This window comes from Pseudomonas sp. JL3 (genome assembly GCF_031570575.1).
Lineage (GTDB): Bacteria > Pseudomonadota > Gammaproteobacteria > Pseudomonadales > Pseudomonadaceae > Aquipseudomonas > Aquipseudomonas cucumis.
The window spans coordinates 118,265-136,118 of sequence record NZ_JAKWJK010000005.1; the positions used below are offsets into that span (position 1 = coordinate 118,265).

The window sequence follows — 17,854 nt, forward strand, 5'->3', positions numbered from 1 at the left end:
CATTCCAGTGTTTCATAAAGGCTCTGAACAGAGCCTGTCTGCCGACTATATCGGATCGTTACGTCGCAGCAATTCTTCCGGCAGATGCTCGATGTATTCATCTTCGGCCGGCGGCATTTGCAGGTGGTAGCCCTGTTTCTCGAGGTTTTCCAGCACCACCGTGATGTCTTCGCGTGACAGCTTGCGCTCCGGTGTCAGCACCAGATCGAAAGCGTGATGCGGTTTGCCGAAGGCCGCCATCAGACTTTCCGGAACGCGCTCCAGTGCATCGCTTTTGAGCACATAGAGGTACATCTCGTTTTTCTTCAGGCTTCGATAGATGGAGCAAATACGTTTCAAGGCTGTTCTCCGGCGGTGGCCAGGCTGTCGAGCAGCGCCTGGCCCATCAATTCGCGGCGCCAGCCACGCAGCGAATCAGGCAATTGGTAGGGACCATTGGGGAAGCCGCTCTTGAGCAGCGCTTCCAGGGTTTTCTTGCGCAGCATCAGTTCTGGCGCGATGTTCAGGCGTTCGGCTTCAGCCTGGCCGATGGCGCGCAGCTGTTTGACCAGCGCGGCGGCGTCCACCGGCAACGGCTCCGGCACCGCCGGTGGCCATTGATCAGGCGACACACTGCCAGAGCGCTTGATCAGATCAAGCAGAAATTCGCCGTCCTGACGCACGGTACGCGGGTGCATGTCTTCGATTTTCGCCAGCGCGCCGAGGTTGTCCGGTTGCGTACGCGCCAATGGCCACAGGGAATGTTCACGGATGATGCGGTTGCGCGGCAGATCACGGGCACGGGCCTGCGTCTCACGCCAGGCGCAAAGCTCACGCAACACGGCGAGTTGGGCGCGGGACAGTTTCCAGGCCAGTTTGGCGTCGCGATAGACCTCATACGGGTCGACCTCGCGACGCAGGTTGGCCACCAGCTCGGCACCGTCTTCCAAAACCCAGGCGTATTTTTCGTCAGAAAGCTTCGGACGCAGCTGTACGAAAACTTCCGCCAGGTGCAAGGCATCTTCGGCGGCGTAGCTGATCTGCGTGTCGGACAGCGGACGTTGCAGCCAGTCGGAACGGGTTTCGCCCTTGGGCAGGTCGATGCCGAGCACTTCCTGCACCAGCCGCGAATAGCCCATGGAGAAACCGAGGTTCAGGTAAGCGGCGGCCAGTTGGGTGTCGAACAGCGGCGCCGGCAGGCTGCCGGTCAGGCGCAGCAGGACTTCGAGGTCTTCGCTGCACGCATGCACGACCTTGACCACGGCCGGGTTTTCCAGCAACGCGGCCAATGGCTGCCAATTGTCGATGGTCAGTGGATCAATCAGGTAAGCGCGTACGCCATCGCCGATCTGCAGCAGGCCTGCGATCGGGTAAAAGGTGTCGACCCGCATGAATTCGGTGTCGAGGGCAACGAATGGCAGCTGCTGCCACTCGGAGCAAAACTGACCGAGGCTATCGTTGTCGCGAATCCAGTGAATATCGATGGCCACACGGCTCTCCCTTGAAGAATGGCGCGCAGTATATATCGCCCCCGGCGATTTCCGCGCCTCCACTGAACAAGAGCTTTAGCGAAAATACCTGCTGGACCGCAAGAATAGTCTGACAGGAGGAAACTAACTGCCCTTACGCAGCACGTAGACCCGCATCCGCGCACAACCTGGCAGGAAGTCCTGATGGCTGAGCAAGTGGAAACCCGCCTGCCTGAACTCGGCCTCAAGCTCGGCCTTGCTCGCCTGTGGCTGGGCCTGTGCGCCTTCCACACCCGATCGGTGCAGTTTGAAATGTGCATCAGCCCGCACCGCCACGATCACCGTATCGCGACTGACCCGATGGAACTCGCCCAGCATGGCCAACCGATGCTCAGGACTGGCGATGTGTTGAAACAGTTGCATGCAAAAAATGCAATCAACCGCGTTCGCCGACAAGCCGATGGTGAAGGCTGAACTTTGAAAGGTCTTGATCCGTTCCAGCAGGTGCTGCGGATGGTGGGTGCGGGCGTGATCGAGCATGTCCTGGGACGGATCGGTGGCAAGAATCACCCGATTCGCATGCTCGGCCAGTACCGGCCAGAAGCGCCCGGCACCGCAGGCCACATCAAGAATCAATCCCGGTTCGCCAGCAACCTGAAGCGCGTTACGCACCAGTTGCTCGTCGCGCCAGAACGTCAAACGCCCCGCCAGGCCACGCGGTCGCGACTGAAGGCAGACGCGGGCGTGTTCCTGATCGTAGCGCCGGGCGAACTCGAGTTCGATGGCGGATGGGGACTGCGCAGACATGTGCAATGGCTCTTATTGGAATATCGACTGGCGGCAGGTTAACGACTGGCGCGTGAAAAAAAGGTCGACGGATTCACTTTTTGGCCAGCACACCGTCGATCACTGCACCGCGACACCCGGCAAACATGTCCAACTCCGGGTTGTAGACCTTGCTGTTGACCTCCAGCAAACCGAGCATCGAATGGAACAGATTGTCCTGGCTCAAGGGCTTTTCGCGACTCAATTGCAGGCAATGGGTGTCCACCGAGAACGACTTTTGGTAGCTGTCGGAGAACCATGCCAGCATCGCTACATGCTTCTGTTGTTCCGGCGCCAGCATGTAAGGCGTGCCATGAAGGAACAGGTTGTATTCGCCCAGGGATTCGCCGTGGTCCGACAGATAGAGCATCGCGGTATCGACTTTGTCCTGATTACTGCGCAATAGGTCGATCAGGGTCGACAGCACATGGTCGGTGTACACCAGCGTGTTGTCGTAGCCATTGACGATACTTTCGCGGCTGCAATTGTTCAGCGCATTGCTTTCACACACCGGCGTGAAGTGTTCGTACTCTTTCGGGTAGCGCTTGAAATATTCCGGACCGTGACTGCCCATTTGGTGCAATACCAGCACGGTGTCTTTATCCAGCGTGTCGATGAAGTGCTGCAAACCTTGCAGGAGAATTTCATCGCGGCACTCGCTATTGGCGCACAGCACCGGGTCTTTCAGGTTACTCACGTTGTCGACAGTGACCCGATCGCAAGTACCTTTGCAGCCCGACTGGTTATCGCGCCAGATCACCTCCAGACCAGCGTGTTTGAGCACGTCCAGCAAACCTTCCTCGTTCTTCGCCTTGCTGGCGTTGTAATCCTTGCGGCCCATGTTGGAGAACATGCAAGGCACCGACACGGCCGTTTCCGTGCCGCAGGAATGCACATCGGTGAAGGCAATCAGCCCGGCTTCCTTATCCAGTTGGGGGGTGGTGTCGCGGTCATAACCCAGGATGCCGAAGTTCTCGGCCCGGGCACTTTCGCCCACCACCAGTACCGTCAGGGATTTACGGCCGTGGGTCTGCCAGATCGGGTTTTTCCGAGCGTCTTCACCGATGTTGATGAAGGGCTGCCGGGCAGAAACGACTTGCTCGCGCAGATAGCCGAGCGAGGCACCGATGTAGTTGCTTGGCACCACCATCAGGCGCAATTCATGATGATTGCGAAACAACGACGACAGGCCTTGATAGTTGACCAAGGCGACACCACCGATCACCGCAACCGACGCGACACTCACCAGTACTTTACTTAATAACTCCCGGTGCCAGCGCCGGTAATTAACCGGCGTTTTCCACAACAACCACGACGGTAAAACTCCGAGCAATACAATATAAACAAACAACTTCACAGACAGTAAGTCGCGCACTTCTGTGGCATTGGTTTCCGCGAAATTACGAAACATATCGGCGTCGATCAACACACCGTATTGGCTCATGAAATAGGCCACGCAGGCACTGACCAAAAAGATCAACGTCAACACGGGTTTCATCACAGGCCGGAACGCCAGCAAGGTCAGCACAATGTTGAAGGCCGCCAGGATCATTACCCCGAACGCGACACGCATGGCGATGCCTTGACCGTCTGCAGCGGTGATCTCAAACAGGTGTTGCCAGAGAACTATATTGAACCCTGCCAATAAAAAGGCGCTGGCAATCAACGTCACCCACTCGGGGCGCACGGCTTTGAACTTCAACATGATGATTGGCTGTTCCTGAAAAGAAGTGCCCACGGCAAATGTGAAAATTTCATTTACCGCGACAACACAAATGTTAAGCAGCCAACCATCAATTTTTCGTGAAAAAGAAGCCAACGAATAGTTGGCCCATGGCGTCAGGCCCAAACTTTCAACACTGGAGATTAGTTTCAGGCCTGATGCAGATACCAGCGCCAGTCCTGCTCACCGACTTCGCCCATGAACTGCCGATATTCGGCATGTTTCACCGCCAGATACACACCAAGAAACTCACTGCCAAATGCTTCCCGCGCCCAATTTGAAGCCTCCAGCGCTCGCAACGTGGTCAACCAGTCGGTTGGCAACAATTCCGTAGCCTGGGCGTACCCGTTGCCCTCGACCGGTGCCCCTGGGTCAAGCTGCTCGCGGATGCCGCGATGAATACCGGCCAGAATCGCCGCAGCCGCCAGATACGGGTTGGCGTCAGCGCCGCAGATGCGGTGTTCGATATGCCGGGAGAATGCCGGCCCGCCGGGCACCCGCAAGCTCACGGTGCGGTTGTCCACACCCCAGGTGGCCGCCAGTGGTGCATAGCTGTTGGTCTGGAAACGACGGTACGAGTTGGCGTTCGGACAGAACAGCAGCAATGAATCGAGCAATGTACTGAGCATTCCGCCTACCGCTTGTTTGAGCAGTGGCGTGCCGTCCGGGGCTTCGCTGGCGAACAGGTTATTGCCGTCCTTGTCCGCCAGGCTGACGTGCATGTGCATGCCGGTGCCGGCCAGGTCATCGAAAGGCTTGGCCATGAAACAGGCGGTCATCCCGTGTTTGTGGGCCACGCCCTTGACCAGCCGTTTGTAGCGCACCGCTTCGTCCATCGCCTGCAAAGCATCGGTGCGGTGTTCGAGGGTGATTTCCACCTGCCCCGGCGCGTATTCGGAGATTGCCGTGCGCGCCGGAATGCCCTGAAGCTTGCAGGCGCTGTAGAGGTCGGCCAGAAACGGCTCGATCTGCTCCAGTTCACGCAAGCCGTAGACCTGAGTCCCACGTGGCCGCCCGCCATCGACATCCCGCGCCGGCTGCGGCCGACCGTTGCTGTCACGCTGCTGATCCAGCAAATAGAACTCCAGTTCTGCTGCCATCACCGGGTAATAACCGTCGGCCTGCAAGCCTTCGATAACCTTGGCCAGCAGGTGCCGTGGGTCGGCGATGGTCGCGGGCATGCCCTCTTTGGGATGCATGCTGACCTGCACCGCCGCCGTGGGAATCAATCGCCACGGCATACGCTGCAAACTGCCGCTGATCGGGTAGGCCCGGCAATCGATATCACCGACATCCCAGACCAGCCCGGAATTCTCCACGTCATCGCCATTGATGGTCAGGCCCAGAATGGTACTCGGCAGCGGCCGCCCGCTTTCGTACACCGCCAGCAGTTCATCGCGATGCAGCAACTTGCCCCGTGGCACACCATTGTTGTCGAGGATGAACAGCTCAAACATCTCGATATCCGGATGGTGTTCCAGGAAGGACAGGGCTTCTTCTTTCGTGGCGAAGGATGTCGTGGCACAGCTCATGGGAATTCTCGTCTATCCGCGTCAGGCAAACGCACAGGCGCCGCCGGTTTGACCCCGACGCACAGCGCGGGGCCTGTCAGAACAATCAACGGGACATGCAGGAATCCGGCGGGCGGGCGTGGCGGCAGTGCCATAGCGCCCAGAAGGCCAGTTCGGAGGGAAGTGCGACCGGACAAGCGTCCATAGAAAAGACCGCCGTAAACAGATGAGCAGCAGCGTCACACGGGTGGTTAAGTCGTTCAATCTGGAGTTGAAGAACCTTGGGTAAGGATTGGCTAAACATTCACTTAATGCCTTAAGTGAACAAAACCTACCAAACACCACCTCCCCCTGTGGGAGCGAGCCTGCTCGCGAAAGCGGCGGCACATTCAGTACCGAGGTTGACTGACACACCGCTATCGCGAGCAGGCTCGCACATTGGACCTACATTGCATCACAGCTATTTAATTTTTAAATACTGCTCCAGACTTTCTGATTTGCGGCTTCTGGAGCTCGCGCGCCTAATCGGCTCCTTGTTTCTGAAGGTCCGATTATGGAAAACGTTCGCGCAACCTCCCGTCCAGCCACCTGGCTGATGTTCAGCATCATTCTTGTCGCCCTGAACCTGCGTCCGTCGATGGCCGCCGTCGGCCCCCTGCTGTCAGCCATTCGCGGTGACATCCCGCTGAGTTTCAGCCTGGCCTCGCTCCTGACGATGCTGCCAGTCATGGCGATGGGATTGGCGATGTTCTTCGGTATCGGTGTCAGTCAGCGCCTGGGCGAGCAGCGCACCGTGGTGCTGTCGCTGCTGATCATCGGGCTCGCCACGGTGTCGCGGCTGTTCCTGGATTCGGCGGCGGAACTGATCCTGAGTGCCGTGTTGGCCGGCATCGGCATTGCACTGATACAGGCGTTGATGCCCGCCCTGATCAAGTCCCGTTTCAGCGACAACGTTTCCGTATGCATGGGTCTCTACGTGACGTCGATCATGGGCGGCGCGGCAATCGCGGCGTCGTTTGCACCGCTGGTGATGACCCGCACCGACAGTTGGCGAGTGGGGTTGGCGATCTGGGCAGCGTTGGCGCTGGTGGCGTTGCTGTTCTGGAGCGCTCAACGCTCGAGAAGGCCGACACCCAGTGCAAAATCATCAAGCAACGAATCCTTTTTCACCAATTCCCGCGCCTGGTTACTCGCGATCTTCTTCGGCCTGGGCACGGCGTCCTACACCTGTGTACTGGCCTGGTTGGCGCCGTATTACGTGGAGAAAGGTTGGAGCGAACAGCAAGCCGGTTTGTTGCTTGGCTTTTTGACCGCCATGGAAGTGTTGTCGGGGCTACTGACACCCGCCATCGCTAATCGCAGCCGCGACCGCCGCCTGGTGCTGGTGGTGTTGCTGACCCTGATCATGGCCGGTTTCTGCGGGCTGATTCTGAGCCCGCAACACCTGAGCCTGCTATGGCCATGCCTATTGGGGCTGGGTATCGGGGGGTTATTTCCGATGAGTCTGATTGTGTCGCTGGATCATCTGGACAATCCCCAACGCGCTGGCGGCCTGACCGCCTTCGTGCAAGGCATCGGCTACCTGATTGCCGGCCTCTCGCCGCTGATGGCCGGGATGATTCGCGATCAGATGGGCAGTTTCGAATGGGCCTGGTGGTCACTGACGGGCGTCATGGCGCTGATGATTCTGATGGTTCTGCGCTTCGATCCGCGACATTACGCCAAGCACATACACTGACCCGGAATCTCATCATGAAATACACAGGTTTTGCTGCCGCTCACATCGGCATGCTGCTCTGGGCTCTGTTGATTGCCGTCTCGTTTTCCGCAGCAGCCCAGGTCAGCCAGGCCATCGACCCGATTCTGCTGACCGGTTTGCGCCTGCTGTTTTGCGCCTTGGTATTTTTGCCCCTGCTGCTGTTCAAGGGCGATACCGTCATGACCGTCCGTGGCCTGTTCGGTCATGCCGTGCTTGGTATGCTGCTGGCGCTGTATTTCGGCTCGTTGTTCGAAGCGCTGCGCTACACCTCGGCGGTCAACACCGGGACGATGTTTACTCTGGTGCCGTTGCTGACGCTGCTGTTCGAAGCCTTCCTGATACCCGACAGCAGCCTGAAACAACGTGTATTGCCCATGCTGATTGCCGCGGCGGGTGCCGTGTTGCTGGTGTTGAAAGGTGCAGGCCCCGGCGAACTGCCGTCGCTTTATGCCGTGTCGGTGTACGGCGTCGGCTGCCTGGCAATGGCGCTCTACTCGCCCCTGAGTCAACGGTTCAAGGCCAACAGCCTCAAGGGTCGCGGCCCGGTGGGCATGACTTTCTGGAACATGCTGTTCGGCGCACTGTTTCTCTTGGCCTTCTGTGGGTTCAACGGCGGCTGGCGATCAGCGTCGTTACTGACTGCGAGCGATCTTTGGTGGTTGATCTACCTGGCACTGTTCGCCACCCTGGCGACCTTCTGGCTGCTGCATCGAGCCATTGGCGTCATCGCCCCTTCCTCAGTCATTTCCTACATCTACCTGAGTACACTGTTCATTACGCTTTTCCACTGGTTCTGGCTGCGCCAGTCGCCATTAACCCTGGAGATCATCGGCGCTTTACTGGTGGGCATCGGCATGTTGGCGCTGCTAATATCCAGCCGCGACGCGATCCCCGCGCAGCCATCAGCGTTAAAGGCCTCTGGCCAGCTTTCAAGAGATTGAATTCATAGGTCGTGTTGATAACATTTTCTGTCCCACAACTGACCATGAAACGTCCTACAAGGCATTCTCTTGGCACCATCGTTCCGTTAGGATCGTTCGCACACATTTGCGCATAGTCTGCGCAAGGAGCACAGCGAGACAGAACGGATGCTGAACAGTAACTTGCTTAGAAAGCTCGACATGCAGGACCTCATGGTGTTCGTCGCCGTGTATGAGCAAAGCAGCGTCACCGGCGTGTCGGAGGCGCTCTGCGTCAGCCAGTCCACCGTGAGTTACTGCCTGAAGAAACTGCGTACCAGTTTCGAAGACGAGTTATTCATCAATACCCGCACGGGTATGCGCCCCACCTACAAAGCCAGCACCATGTATACCCATGTGCTGAAGATTCTCGAAAGCATCAACCTGTGCCACGCCGGGACACCGACGTTCGACCCGACCTTGCAACCGGTCACCTTTAATATCTGTGCGCCGGAATACTTCGAGCAGTTGATCCTGCCGCGCTTGTTGAAGAGCTTCGATTTTGCCGACCTGCCGGTGATGGTCAACATGCACAAGTTCGAAACCGACATCCCGGCCGAAGAACTGCGCGATGGCAGCCTCGACCTGGTGATCTGTTTCGGCCCGGGTTTTCATCGTAGCCACGCCGATTTCAACGCCAGGAGGCTGCTGGAAGATGACTTGGTCTGTGTCTTCGACAAACGCGCCACGCCGCTGGAACCGCGCTTGAGCTTGCAAGCATTCACTCAACGCCGGCATGTGTTCCCGACGCCTTGGACATCCACTACCAATATGGTCGACGGTTGGCTGGCTCAACAGGCCCACAAAAGACAGATAGTCGCGCGGTCCAACAGCTACAGCGCGGCGCTGAAGATGATCACCGGCACCGACTTCATCCTGACCCTGCCCCGTCGCATCCAGCAGTTGCTGGCTAATGAGGCGATCTTCAATCACTGCGAAGCACCCAACGGCTTACCGGGTTTCACTCTCGACATGCAGTGGAGTCAAAGCGTCGATCAGGACAGCGCCAACACCTGGCTGCGTGAGCAAGTGATCAAGGCCTGCGTCGAACAGGAAATGGCCTGAAACTCATTGACCGATGGCAGTCTTGGTGTAGGACTCTCGATCGATGTCGAGGATTTCCACACACAGCTGGACCTCAACACCGACCGGCCATTCACATAAATCCTGCACCACCGCCAGCAAGCTATCAGACAATTGCTTCTTGATCTGCGGCGAGCGACCGCTCAACATCGCCAGCTTCACATGCACGAACGCCCGCTCGCCCAGTGCAGTGCCCGCCCTGAAAGTCTCGACCTTCACGGCACGAGCCTTGATGTCGAACTCAGCGCCAAACTGCCCGGAAGCGACCAACGCATTATTGAGTCGCATCAACGCCACATCGGCATTCAATTCGGGCAAGTTGGTGGTGTATTCCATGTGCAGGTGGGGCATGAAGGGGCTCCTGAAGATTGGCAGAAAGGTCGTACATATAACACAGCGCTGTCCTACTCACGGGGACAGCGAAGGAATTGCATGCTCACTCATAAACGCCTCCAGGCGCGAACGTAGCCAACGTTCGGCCGGATCGCTGTCGACATGACTGAGCCAGACCATGGACAAATCCAGGGTCGGTGTTTTGAACGGAAACGGTTCCCTGAACAGTTGGCCGGACGCGGCCATCGCCTCGGCCGTGTAATCGGGCAAGCTGGCGATCAGATCGGTGCCGGCGAGCAAGGCCGGTAACGAACTGTACTGCGGGACGGACAGCACTACGTGGCGTGTACGACCGATCTCCGCCAGCCATTCATCGGCGTAGCCACTGACATTGGCGGTGTGAGACACCAGCACATGCGGCCGCGAGCAATACTCATCAAGCGTCAATGGTGTGTCCGATGCGTCTGCGCGCAAGATACTGGGCTGGATGTGTCGCAGCAATTTGCGCTTGGCGTTGGCTGGCAGGCCGCGGGTCTGGCTGATACCGACGGTGATATCGCCGGACGCCAGCAGATCGGGAATGCGCCAGTAGTCGACATGTTGGACCACGAACACCACCTTCGGCGCTTCCTGGCGCAAAGCACGCAGCAACGGCGGCAACAAACCGAACTCGACATCGTCCGACAGCCCGATGTGATACGTCATGTTACTGCTGAGCGGATCGAAATCGTGGGTCAGGCTCAACGCCACAGACAATGAATCCAGTGCTGGTGACAGGTGCTGAATAATTTCCTTGGCCCGCGCCGTCGGCTCCATCCGATGGCCCACCCGAATAAACAGCGGATCGTTGAACATCGCCCGCAAACGGTTCAGCGCAGCGCTGATAGTCGGCTGACCGAGGAACAGCTTCTCCGCCACGCGCGTGACGTTGCGTTCGAGCATCAATGTCTCGAACACCACCATCAGGTTGATGTCGGCCTTGCGCAGTTCGTTGCGATTCATCCGTTGCACCCCGGTCCCCAAGACTTGGGTGACAGTTTAGGGAGGTGTCGTAATCGGCGTCTATGCGGGTTGGCAAACAGCCTCGAGCACTTTGTATTTAAAACACACGACCGGATCCAGAAAAAACCAGGGCACTCAACCTCCGTAAGACCACCCGGTTCAAATGAAGCTGCTCCCATTGAGCAGCTTCAGCGCCCTGAAACCTATATTTCCCTGACCGGGGTCTGATCGTGAGTCCCTTTGATCAAACTGATGGCATGCTCGCAGTCTGACTTGTTGACGTAAGCCTCCCCGCTAGCAATAGTTTCATGATTCCCCGCCCGCAAACGCCAGCGCCATTGACCCTTGCCGGTCTGTGCAATGCCACGGGTTTGCCTGTAAATCTCAAAATACATTGATCGCTCCTTGCGATTGCTGATTACGACAGGTCAGTGACCTGCGAAAACAGAGTAGATGAGGTTTTTTTGAGGCAACGTCTTTCAATGTCAGTGGATGTTTCGCAGAAAAGACCTTGATGGACGAAACGATCAATAGATACGGGGGCGGTAATTAAAGAGACTCGGTTGAGTTATTTTTCCCTTGAACAGGCATATTTTTCTCACGCTGTTGCGTTGATTAATCCGACACCAAAATCTCGAGGAAAAAGCAGACGAACGCGAAAATGGACCCACGGAAAAAGCTGCGCAAACGAAAAAGCCCCGTAGATGAAAATCTACGAGGCTTTTTCTATGTAATGGCGGAGGGATAGAGATTCGATTGGCTACCGTAGCGCAGCACAGAAGCTGGAGGCGATCTCCAAGCTCCCTCCCCTATCGCGATCACTCGCCTAAGCCTGAGTAGTTGCTACAGGGCGAATGCGTGACATGACAGGGGCAGTTGATGCAGATCAGATCACCTGGACTACACAGAGCTACACTCAATCTGCGTCATTAATTCTGAATGCTGTGTACTTCCGGTGTCAGAGTCTTCTTAACCTCCGCTCGGAAAGGAAGCTAACGATGAAAGCCCCAAAGCTTGCTGCCATTTTATTTGCTGTCGCCCTTGCCCCCACTTGGGTCGCAGCAGCAGACAAAACAGATCAATCAGCAACCTCCTCCACTCAAGCTGATCAACCAACAGTTAACGTTGAGGAGTTTGATAAACAGATGTCCCAAGCTCAAGAGAACTTGCGGAAAATGCAGGAACAAATGAGCAAAATCCAGCAGACCAAAGACCCCAAAGAACGCCAGAAACTCTTGCAAGAGCATCAGACCATGATGCAAAGCGGGATGGGGATGATGAACGGCATGTGGGGCAATAGAATGATGGGCCACAACATGATGAACGGTGGAATGAAGAGTGGCGGCCGTATGATGGGCTGGCAGGACATGCGCCGTAACTACTCGAACATGACCCCCGAACAGATGAAGCAGCACCAGTACATGATGGATCGGTACATGGGAATGCAGCAAATGATGATGGATCAAATGATGCAGCACCAGCACATGATGGGGATGCCAGCAGCTAAACCAACCCAGTAAGTGCCTTACTGACCATTTCACTGCGGAGCGTACCCCCCGTTTTTCGGGCTTTGCACAGAGCGGGGGGCGATCCAAACGCCAGCCAAACAAGTAAGCTGAACGTCCCCCATGAAATCACAGCTCGACATATCAGGCGCTTAGCAGGCGAGTGACGCGGTAAAGCGCCCTTCGGCCCAAGCCCCCAATTGAATTATTCACGATAGGCTTTCTCCCGCTCTCGATAGAACTCCGTCCTACTCTTGGCATCTTCCCGCTCCATTTCCTCGAAATGCTTGCGCTCTTCGCGATCCATCTCCTCATGGAACTTCCCGTGTTCCCTGTGCGCCTCCATCTCAGCCTTGTCCATTTGCCGGTGGCGTTCCCAATAACGTTTATTCGCTTCCCGGATGTCTTGTCCGGGTCATCAGCGAAAGCACCCACTGAGGTGAAGCAGAGCAAGATGAGTGCAAAAACGGGAGCTTTTTCCATGGTGCAGGCCGCGCTATCCGCGGCTTCCAGTAGACAACAAGAATCGTCGAAGGTACTGACTCGGCTACTGCGCCGGTTATCGTTACTGTGGGCGTTTCTGCGGGAACTTCAGAGTACTGGTCAGGTCGATAGAAGCCCCTTCATCCGCGATTGACGGGGCAGTAAACCAATCCCAGCCGAGCAGCGCTGGAGGCCTGTTTTACGATTACGACAGTGCCGTCTGTGATCAGCCGAGTCCACCCCCTGATGCCAACCAAGAGTTTTCTGCCGGGTCTCATCCTAGTGCTCTGCGCAGCCGCGTCGCATTGCTCGGTTGCTGCGGAGAGAAAAGCCTCCCCGCAAAGTAACAATGCATCAACCACCCTAATTGAATCCGCCTCGCAGCAGTATGCAGATGGCCAGTTGGACCAAGCCGCTGCCACGCTAGAGCGTGCACTGCATATCCAGCCGAACAATCCCGCAACGCTGCACTATCTCGGTGTGTTGCGTCTTCAGCAAGGACAGTACCAGCAGGCCGAAGCGCTGGCGGCGCGCTCCAACATGCGGGTTGGTCACAACGTCGCATTGCGCAACCGCAACTTCCAATTGATCCAGGCGGCGCAGAAGGCTCAGACGTCGAATAGCCCACCCAAGGCCGCAGAGGATTTGGTTGCAGTAGAGGAAGGGCTGGAAGAAGAGGTTGAAAGGCGCCGCGAAGCAGAAATTACGGCTACTGAGCAATCCACTCCGGATACTAAGCGCCACGCTGGCACCTTCGCTCGTCCAGAGGCGGAATGGGTAGCGAACTCGTCGACGAGTGGCAGGCCACGTCCCGAAGGGAAATTGCAAATGGCTTCCGTCAAGCCAGAACCCGCGTACGACGAGGTTGAGATTCCCCGCGGCCATCGGCCGCCTCCGGGTAAATGTCGAATCTGGTTTCCTGATCGCCCGGCGGGGCATCAGCCCGCACCCGGCAGTTGCAAGAAGCTGCAATATCGGGTTCCGTTCGGAGCCTACCTAGTGCGCGGCTGAGTTCACGAAGGGACATCATAGGCCCTGGCTCAAGCTCAGCTGAAGCGCCTCGAAATCAGAGTGCAATTTACTGCGGCAAGGAGAAAGCTCAGGTTGGATAAAGGTATTGAGCGGTCTGTAGAGCGAGTTTTTGCCCTAAAAATGCCCTAAATTAAACGCCAGAAACGAAAAAGCCCCTGCAATCTTCAACGATTACAGGGGCTTAGTCTTATTCAATAATGGCGGAGAGATAGGGATTCGAACCCTAGGTACCGGTGAAGGTACAACGGATTTCGAATCCGTCCCATTCGGCCACTCTGGCATCTCTCCAACGGCGCGCATCATAACAACACTTTTGCCGGAAGCGAACCCCCTAAGCGAAATTTTTCCGTGCTATCAGATGCTTGCGTCGATTACAGCGGTACGCCCAGACGGTTGGCGACTTCTTCGTAGGCTTCGATGACGTCACCGAGGCCCTGACGGAAGCGATCCTTGTCCATTTTCTTGCCGGTGGCCTTGTCCCACAGACGGCAGCCGTCCGGGCTGAACTCGTCGCCCAGGACGATGGTGCCGTCGGAGAAAACGCCGAATTCGAGTTTGAAGTCGACCAGCAGCAGGCCGGCGTCGTCGAACAGTTTGCTCAGGACTTCGTTGACCTTGAGCGACAGTTCTTTCATGCGAACCAGTTGCTCGGCGGTGCCCCAACCGAATGCCACGACGTGGGATTCGTTGATGAACGGATCGCCCTTGGCGTCGTCCTTCAGGAACAGTTCGAAGGTGTAAGGGTTGAGCTTCATGCCCTCTTCGACGCCCAGACGCTTGACCAGGCTGCCTGCGGCATAGTTACGCACGACGCACTCGACCGGAATCATGTCGAGTTTTTTCACCAGGCATTCGTTGTCGCCCAGCAGTTTGTCGAATTGGGTCGGCACACCGGCTGCTTCGAGTTTCTGCATGATGAAGGCGTTGAACTTGTTGTTCACCATGCCTTTGCGGTCGAGCTGCTCGATGCGCTTGCCGTCGAACGCCGAGGTGTCGTTGCGAAACAGCAGGATCAAACGGTCAGCGTCATCGGTCTTGTAAACCGATTTGGCTTTGCCGCGGTAGAGTTCTTCACGTTTTTCCATGATGGGCTCCGCTTGCTAAGTAGGTGGGCTAGGCGATGTGTCGCCAGTCGAGCCCTGAATCTTGATCGGCCAGTTGCAGCCAGTCCGGGTCGCACCCGAGGGTGTCGACAAAACATTGCCGGGCCAGCTGCGGCAGGTTGTTCTTGCTGCTCAGATGGGCCAGGACCAGGTGTTGCAGGCCTTGCCAGCCCAACTCGGCCACCAGGAATGCCGCCTGATGGTTGTTCAAATGTCCCAATTCACCGCCCACCCGCTGCTTGAGAAAGTACGGGTAGTGACCGCGAGCCAGCATGTCACGGCAATGGTTGGACTCGATCATCAATGCATCGAGGTCCCGGTAACCGTCCAGCACCGTATTGCAATACGAGCCCAGGTCGGTCAACAGGCCGAAACGCCGCTGACCGTCACTGAAAACATACTGCGTCGGCTCCTGCGCATCATGGGCCACGGCAATGACGCCAATGCTCAGGTTGCCGATTTGCAGTTGCTCGCCGCCAGCCAGAAAGCCTGCGGGTTCAATCGGTTTGCGCATCCCGCGCAGGGTCCCGCGACTGAGGTAGACAGGCAGATTGTAACGCCGAGACAGTAAACCCACGCCATGCACGTGGTCGGCATGTTCGTGGGTCACGAGTATCGCGCTCAGCTGTGAAGGGTTCACACCCAGTCGCAGCAGGCGTTTTTCGGTTTCTCGCAGGGAGAAACCACAATCCACCAGGACATACGTGTCGTCGCTGGCTATCAGCGTGCCGTTCCCTTGGCTACCGCTGCCGAGAACGGCAAAACGCATGTGATCAGCCCAGGTTGTCCTGAATCACGCTCAACACTTTACGCGCCACGTCTGCTGGCGCCACGGTGTTGATGTTTTTCTCGACGGTGACTTGGACGTTCTCGCCAACCTTGCTCAGGCGAACCTGATAACGCTCGGCGCGGGCTTCAACTTCTTCCTTGTCCGGCTTGCTGCCGAACAGACCGCTGAAGAAACCTGGCTTCTCGTCCTTTTTCTCGGCTTTTTCGGCGAGGTTGATGTAGTACAGGCCCAGGCTGCGGTTGATGTCTTCAACACGCCATTCGCCCTGTTCCAGCGCACGACCGACACTCGACCAGGCACGATCCAGATCGGAACCGACGTTGAGCACCGGGTTGCCGCTGCCATCTTCGGTCAGGCTGACACGACTTGGCGTATCGAAATCACGAGAGGCCAGCATGGAGACCGAACCGCCCTTCTCCGAGGTGCGACTCATGCTCGCGAGCATGTCGTCGACCAGTGCTGCGTCCAGGCCGGTGTTGACCGAACGATTGGTGAAATCCACATTGGCAGTGCTGCCAGCAGGACGCTCGGCGCTGACCACGTAGACTTCACTGGTGTTGCGCTGCACGCCTGGTTCGATACGCACCCGCACGCGGCTTTCGCTGTCGGCGCCGACACCGGCCGCGCTCAGGCGCTTGGCCATTGCTGCGGACAGTTCGTCGGAATGCTGCCAGGTGGTGGTGAATTCACCGGTTTGCGGGCGTTGTTCGTCCAGACGGAAACCGTTGTCCTGGAAGAACTGCACAGCCACGGGCCAGACTTCGGCCGGTGGATGCTGGGCCATGACCCAACGCGAATCGCCGCTCTTCTGCAGGGTGTAGTCGCTGGCATCAGCCGCTGCCGACAGCGGCTGCGGACGAGGCACGATGTATTCGCCCTTGGCGGTGTCGTCGGCCACGTTGCGCGGGATCGGCAACAGCGGATCCAGACGCTTGGCGGTGCTGACGTCCGGTGGAAGTTGCATCGGTGCAGTCTGTTGCGCTTCCAGGTAATCGCTACCACGGTCACGGAAGTAACCTTCCGGGCCCCAGATCCATCCACAGCCACTGGTGCTGGAGATAATCAAGGCAAGTGCGGAAAGTCCGGCCATTCGCTTCATGCGTAGTACTTCCTCAATTAAACCAGGACGCCGGACTGGCGCATGGCCTGCCGCAGCGGTTCGTGACAGGCAGCACTGAGCCAGGTGAGCGGCAGACGGATACCGTCCGGCATCAAGCCCATTTCATGCAGTGCCCATTTCACGGGGATAGGGTTGGATTCGATAAACAGGGTTTTATTGAGCGGCATCAGCTTTTCGTGGATCGCCCGGGCTTTGACGGCATCACCGGCCATGGCCGCGGCACACAACTCGCTCATGGCGCGCGGTGCGACGTTGGCGGTCACCGAAATATTGCCCTTGCCGCCGAGCAGCATCAGCTCGACCGCGGTCGCGTCGTCACCGGAGTAAACCAGGAAGTCGCTGCTCACGCCGGCCAGGATGTCCTTGGCGCGCTGCAGGTCGCCCGTGGCTTCCTTGATGCCGATGATGTTCTTCACGGTCGACAGGCGGATCACCGTTTCGGCCTGCATGTCGCATGCGGTACGGCCCGGCACGTTGTAGAGAATCTGCGGGATGTCGACGGCTTCGGCGATTGCCTTGAAGTGCTGGTACAGGCCTTCTTGCGTCGGCTTGTTGTAATAAGGGGTTACCAGCAGGCACGCGTCGGCGCCGGCGTTCTTCGCGTTGGTCGTCAGTTCGATCGCTTCGCGCGTCGAATTGGCGCCCGTACCGGCGATCACCGGAATACGCCCTGCAACCTGGGCAACCACGCGACGAATCACTTCGATGTGCTCGTTCACGTCAAGCGTGGCCGACTCACCTGTAGTGCCGACCGCCACGATGGCGTTGGTGCCCTCTTGCAGGTGGAAGTCCACCAGTTTGCTCAGGCTGTCCCAGTCGAGACGACCCTGTGCATCCATGGGTGTGACCAGTGCCACCATACTGCCCGCAATCATGCAACCGCTCCTGCCGGAAAAAGAGAGCGGTAATGGTACTGGCGCCAAGATGCTTGTACAAGCGAAGTACTGTACTGCTGCCATTCCCCTTGGCGCTGCTTTTCGCTACCCTTCAGACTTTGATCGGTACTGATAAGCTCGTACGCCGCGTTCCAGCCTCCATTTTCGGCATCACAAGCCCCGATCCAGCGTTGCCACCCCTCGCTCTCGCCACTCTGGAGCACGTCGCAACCTTCGGCCGGGTTTTCTGAATTCGCATCCGCAGGCTCGTCCCGGTAAAAAAAGCCATAAAAGTATCGACCG

The 17,854-nt window shown here is 57.5% G+C and carries 18 protein-coding genes and 1 tRNA gene; 5 read left to right on the forward strand and 14 right to left on the reverse strand.

Going from position 1 to position 17,854, the window contains the following annotated elements; all coding sequences use genetic code 11:
• Positions 1–45 precede the first annotated feature (45 nt).
• The 5 genes from MMG91_RS11610 to MMG91_RS11630 all read right to left on the reverse strand — a co-directional run bounded on the left by MMG91_RS11610 (position 46) and on the right by MMG91_RS11630 (position 5,528).
• Positions 46–339, reverse strand: a complete 294-nt coding sequence (locus tag MMG91_RS11610; RefSeq protein ID WP_305448580.1) for a YcgL domain-containing protein — start codon at positions 337–339, stop codon at positions 46–48.
• On the reverse strand, positions 336–1,469 hold the full coding sequence (gene rnd / locus MMG91_RS11615; protein WP_310659656.1) for a ribonuclease D: 1,134 nt from the start codon (positions 1,467–1,469) through the stop codon (positions 336–338). Before rnd ends, MMG91_RS11610 begins: the two co-directional genes overlap by 4 nt.
• A 123-nt stretch (positions 1,470–1,592) precedes the next feature.
• Complete coding sequence (locus MMG91_RS11620; protein ID WP_305448578.1) at positions 1,593–2,255, reverse strand: class I SAM-dependent methyltransferase; 663 nt, start codon at positions 2,253–2,255, stop codon at positions 1,593–1,595.
• 73 nt (positions 2,256–2,328) lie between these two features.
• Positions 2,329–3,978 carry a phosphoethanolamine--lipid A transferase gene (locus tag MMG91_RS11625; RefSeq protein WP_310659657.1) on the reverse strand — a complete coding sequence of 550 codons (1,650 nt, stop codon included), beginning with the start codon at positions 3,976–3,978 and terminating at the stop codon, positions 2,329–2,331.
• A 167-nt stretch (positions 3,979–4,145) separates the two neighbouring features.
• Positions 4,146–5,528: a glutamine synthetase family protein gene (locus MMG91_RS11630; protein ID WP_310659658.1), complete on the reverse strand. Its 1,383-nt coding sequence runs from the start codon at positions 5,526–5,528 to the stop codon at positions 4,146–4,148.
• A 532-nt stretch (positions 5,529–6,060) separates the two neighbouring features.
• On the opposite strand from MMG91_RS11630, the gene MMG91_RS11635 reads away from it, so the two are divergent.
• The 3 genes from MMG91_RS11635 to MMG91_RS11645 all read left to right on the forward strand — a co-directional run bounded on the left by MMG91_RS11635 (position 6,061) and on the right by MMG91_RS11645 (position 9,290).
• Positions 6,061–7,245 carry a cyanate transporter gene (locus MMG91_RS11635; RefSeq protein ID WP_310659659.1) on the forward strand — a complete coding sequence of 395 codons (1,185 nt, stop codon included), beginning with the start codon at positions 6,061–6,063 and terminating at the stop codon, positions 7,243–7,245.
• A gap of 14 nt (positions 7,246–7,259) precedes the next feature.
• The gene (locus MMG91_RS11640) at positions 7,260–8,207 is read left to right on the forward strand and encodes a DMT family transporter (RefSeq protein ID WP_310659660.1); all 948 of its coding nucleotides are present in this window, start codon (positions 7,260–7,262) and stop codon (positions 8,205–8,207) included.
• Positions 8,208–8,354: 147 nt separating this feature from the next.
• Positions 8,355–9,290 (forward strand): LysR family transcriptional regulator, encoded by a 936-nt coding sequence (locus MMG91_RS11645; protein WP_310659661.1) that lies wholly within the window; start codon positions 8,355–8,357, stop codon positions 9,288–9,290.
• Between the two features lie 3 nt (positions 9,291–9,293).
• Here MMG91_RS11645 and MMG91_RS11650 read toward each other — a convergent pair whose 3' ends face one another.
• The 3 genes from MMG91_RS11650 to MMG91_RS11660 form a co-directional block, all read right to left on the reverse strand.
• Positions 9,294–9,659 (reverse strand): 5-carboxymethyl-2-hydroxymuconate Delta-isomerase, encoded by a 366-nt coding sequence (locus tag MMG91_RS11650; RefSeq protein WP_310659662.1) that lies wholly within the window; start codon positions 9,657–9,659, stop codon positions 9,294–9,296.
• A 57-nt stretch (positions 9,660–9,716) separates the two neighbouring features.
• Complete coding sequence (locus MMG91_RS11655; protein WP_305448571.1) at positions 9,717–10,643, reverse strand: LysR substrate-binding domain-containing protein; 927 nt, start codon at positions 10,641–10,643, stop codon at positions 9,717–9,719.
• A 203-nt stretch (positions 10,644–10,846) separates the two neighbouring features.
• Positions 10,847–11,038, reverse strand: a complete 192-nt coding sequence (locus MMG91_RS11660; protein WP_305448570.1) for a DUF1508 domain-containing protein — start codon at positions 11,036–11,038, stop codon at positions 10,847–10,849.
• Positions 11,039–11,641: 603 nt separating this feature from the next.
• Here MMG91_RS11660 and MMG91_RS11665 point away from each other — a divergent pair.
• Positions 11,642–12,163 (forward strand): hypothetical protein, encoded by a 522-nt coding sequence (locus tag MMG91_RS11665; RefSeq protein WP_310659663.1) that lies wholly within the window; start codon positions 11,642–11,644, stop codon positions 12,161–12,163.
• 190 nt (positions 12,164–12,353) lie between these two features.
• Here the strand turns inward: MMG91_RS11665 and MMG91_RS11670 are convergent, their stop codons facing one another.
• Positions 12,354–12,509, reverse strand: coding sequence for a hypothetical protein (locus MMG91_RS11670; RefSeq protein ID WP_310659664.1), 156 nt, complete (start codon positions 12,507–12,509; stop codon positions 12,354–12,356).
• 368 nt (positions 12,510–12,877) lie between these two features.
• Here MMG91_RS11670 and MMG91_RS11675 point away from each other — a divergent pair, with 368 nt between their 5' ends.
• Positions 12,878–13,642: a tetratricopeptide repeat protein gene (locus tag MMG91_RS11675; protein WP_310659665.1), complete on the forward strand. Its 765-nt coding sequence runs from the start codon at positions 12,878–12,880 to the stop codon at positions 13,640–13,642.
• Between the two features lie 219 nt (positions 13,643–13,861).
• Here MMG91_RS11675 and MMG91_RS11680 read toward each other — a convergent pair.
• From MMG91_RS11680 to dapA, 5 genes are all read right to left on the reverse strand, one after another.
• Positions 13,862–13,951, reverse strand: a tRNA-Ser gene (locus MMG91_RS11680).
• An 83-nt stretch (positions 13,952–14,034) separates the two neighbouring features.
• Positions 14,035–14,748 (reverse strand): phosphoribosylaminoimidazolesuccinocarboxamide synthase, encoded by a 714-nt coding sequence (gene purC / locus MMG91_RS11685; protein ID WP_095630959.1) that lies wholly within the window; start codon positions 14,746–14,748, stop codon positions 14,035–14,037.
• 28 nt (positions 14,749–14,776) lie between these two features.
• Positions 14,777–15,535, reverse strand: coding sequence for an MBL fold metallo-hydrolase (locus tag MMG91_RS11690; RefSeq protein ID WP_038979338.1), 759 nt, complete (start codon positions 15,533–15,535; stop codon positions 14,777–14,779).
• Positions 15,536–15,539: 4 nt separating this feature from the next.
• Positions 15,540–16,655 (reverse strand): outer membrane protein assembly factor BamC, encoded by a 1,116-nt coding sequence (bamC, locus tag MMG91_RS11695; protein WP_052966428.1) that lies wholly within the window; start codon positions 16,653–16,655, stop codon positions 15,540–15,542.
• Between the two features lie 17 nt (positions 16,656–16,672).
• Entirely contained in the window at positions 16,673–17,551 is an 879-nt protein-coding gene (gene dapA, locus MMG91_RS11700; protein ID WP_007898664.1) for a 4-hydroxy-tetrahydrodipicolinate synthase, read from the reverse strand.
• Positions 17,552–17,854 lie beyond the last annotated feature (303 nt).

Coding starts and splice junctions, on each gene's coding strand:
- MMG91_RS11635 (WP_310659659.1), top strand. CDS start 6,061: ATGGAAAACGTTCGCGCAACCTCCCGTCCAGCCACCTGGCTGATGTTC.
- MMG91_RS11625 (WP_310659657.1), bottom strand. CDS start 3,978: ATGTTGAAGTTCAAAGCCGTGCGCCCCGAGTGGGTGACGTTGATTGCC.
- MMG91_RS11660 (WP_305448570.1), bottom strand. CDS start 11,038: ATGTATTTTGAGATTTACAGGCAAACCCGTGGCATTGCACAGACCGGC.
- MMG91_RS11670 (WP_310659664.1), bottom strand. CDS start 12,509: ATGGACAAGGCTGAGATGGAGGCGCACAGGGAACACGGGAAGTTCCAT.
- MMG91_RS11630 (WP_310659658.1), bottom strand. CDS start 5,528: ATGAGCTGTGCCACGACATCCTTCGCCACGAAAGAAGAAGCCCTGTCC.
- MMG91_RS11665 (WP_310659663.1), top strand. CDS start 11,642: ATGAAAGCCCCAAAGCTTGCTGCCATTTTATTTGCTGTCGCCCTTGCC.
- bamC (WP_052966428.1), bottom strand. CDS start 16,655: ATGAAGCGAATGGCCGGACTTTCCGCACTTGCCTTGATTATCTCCAGC.
- MMG91_RS11620 (WP_305448578.1), bottom strand. CDS start 2,255: ATGTCTGCGCAGTCCCCATCCGCCATCGAACTCGAGTTCGCCCGGCGC.
- MMG91_RS11640 (WP_310659660.1), top strand. CDS start 7,260: ATGAAATACACAGGTTTTGCTGCCGCTCACATCGGCATGCTGCTCTGG.
- dapA (WP_007898664.1), bottom strand. CDS start 17,551: ATGATTGCGGGCAGTATGGTGGCACTGGTCACACCCATGGATGCACAG.
- MMG91_RS11650 (WP_310659662.1), bottom strand. CDS start 9,659: ATGCCCCACCTGCACATGGAATACACCACCAACTTGCCCGAATTGAAT.
- MMG91_RS11690 (WP_038979338.1), bottom strand. CDS start 15,535: ATGCGTTTTGCCGTTCTCGGCAGCGGTAGCCAAGGGAACGGCACGCTG.
- MMG91_RS11675 (WP_310659665.1), top strand. CDS start 12,878: ATGCCAACCAAGAGTTTTCTGCCGGGTCTCATCCTAGTGCTCTGCGCA.
- MMG91_RS11645 (WP_310659661.1), top strand. CDS start 8,355: ATGCTGAACAGTAACTTGCTTAGAAAGCTCGACATGCAGGACCTCATG.
- purC (WP_095630959.1), bottom strand. CDS start 14,748: ATGGAAAAACGTGAAGAACTCTACCGCGGCAAAGCCAAATCGGTTTAC.
- MMG91_RS11655 (WP_305448571.1), bottom strand. CDS start 10,643: ATGAATCGCAACGAACTGCGCAAGGCCGACATCAACCTGATGGTGGTG.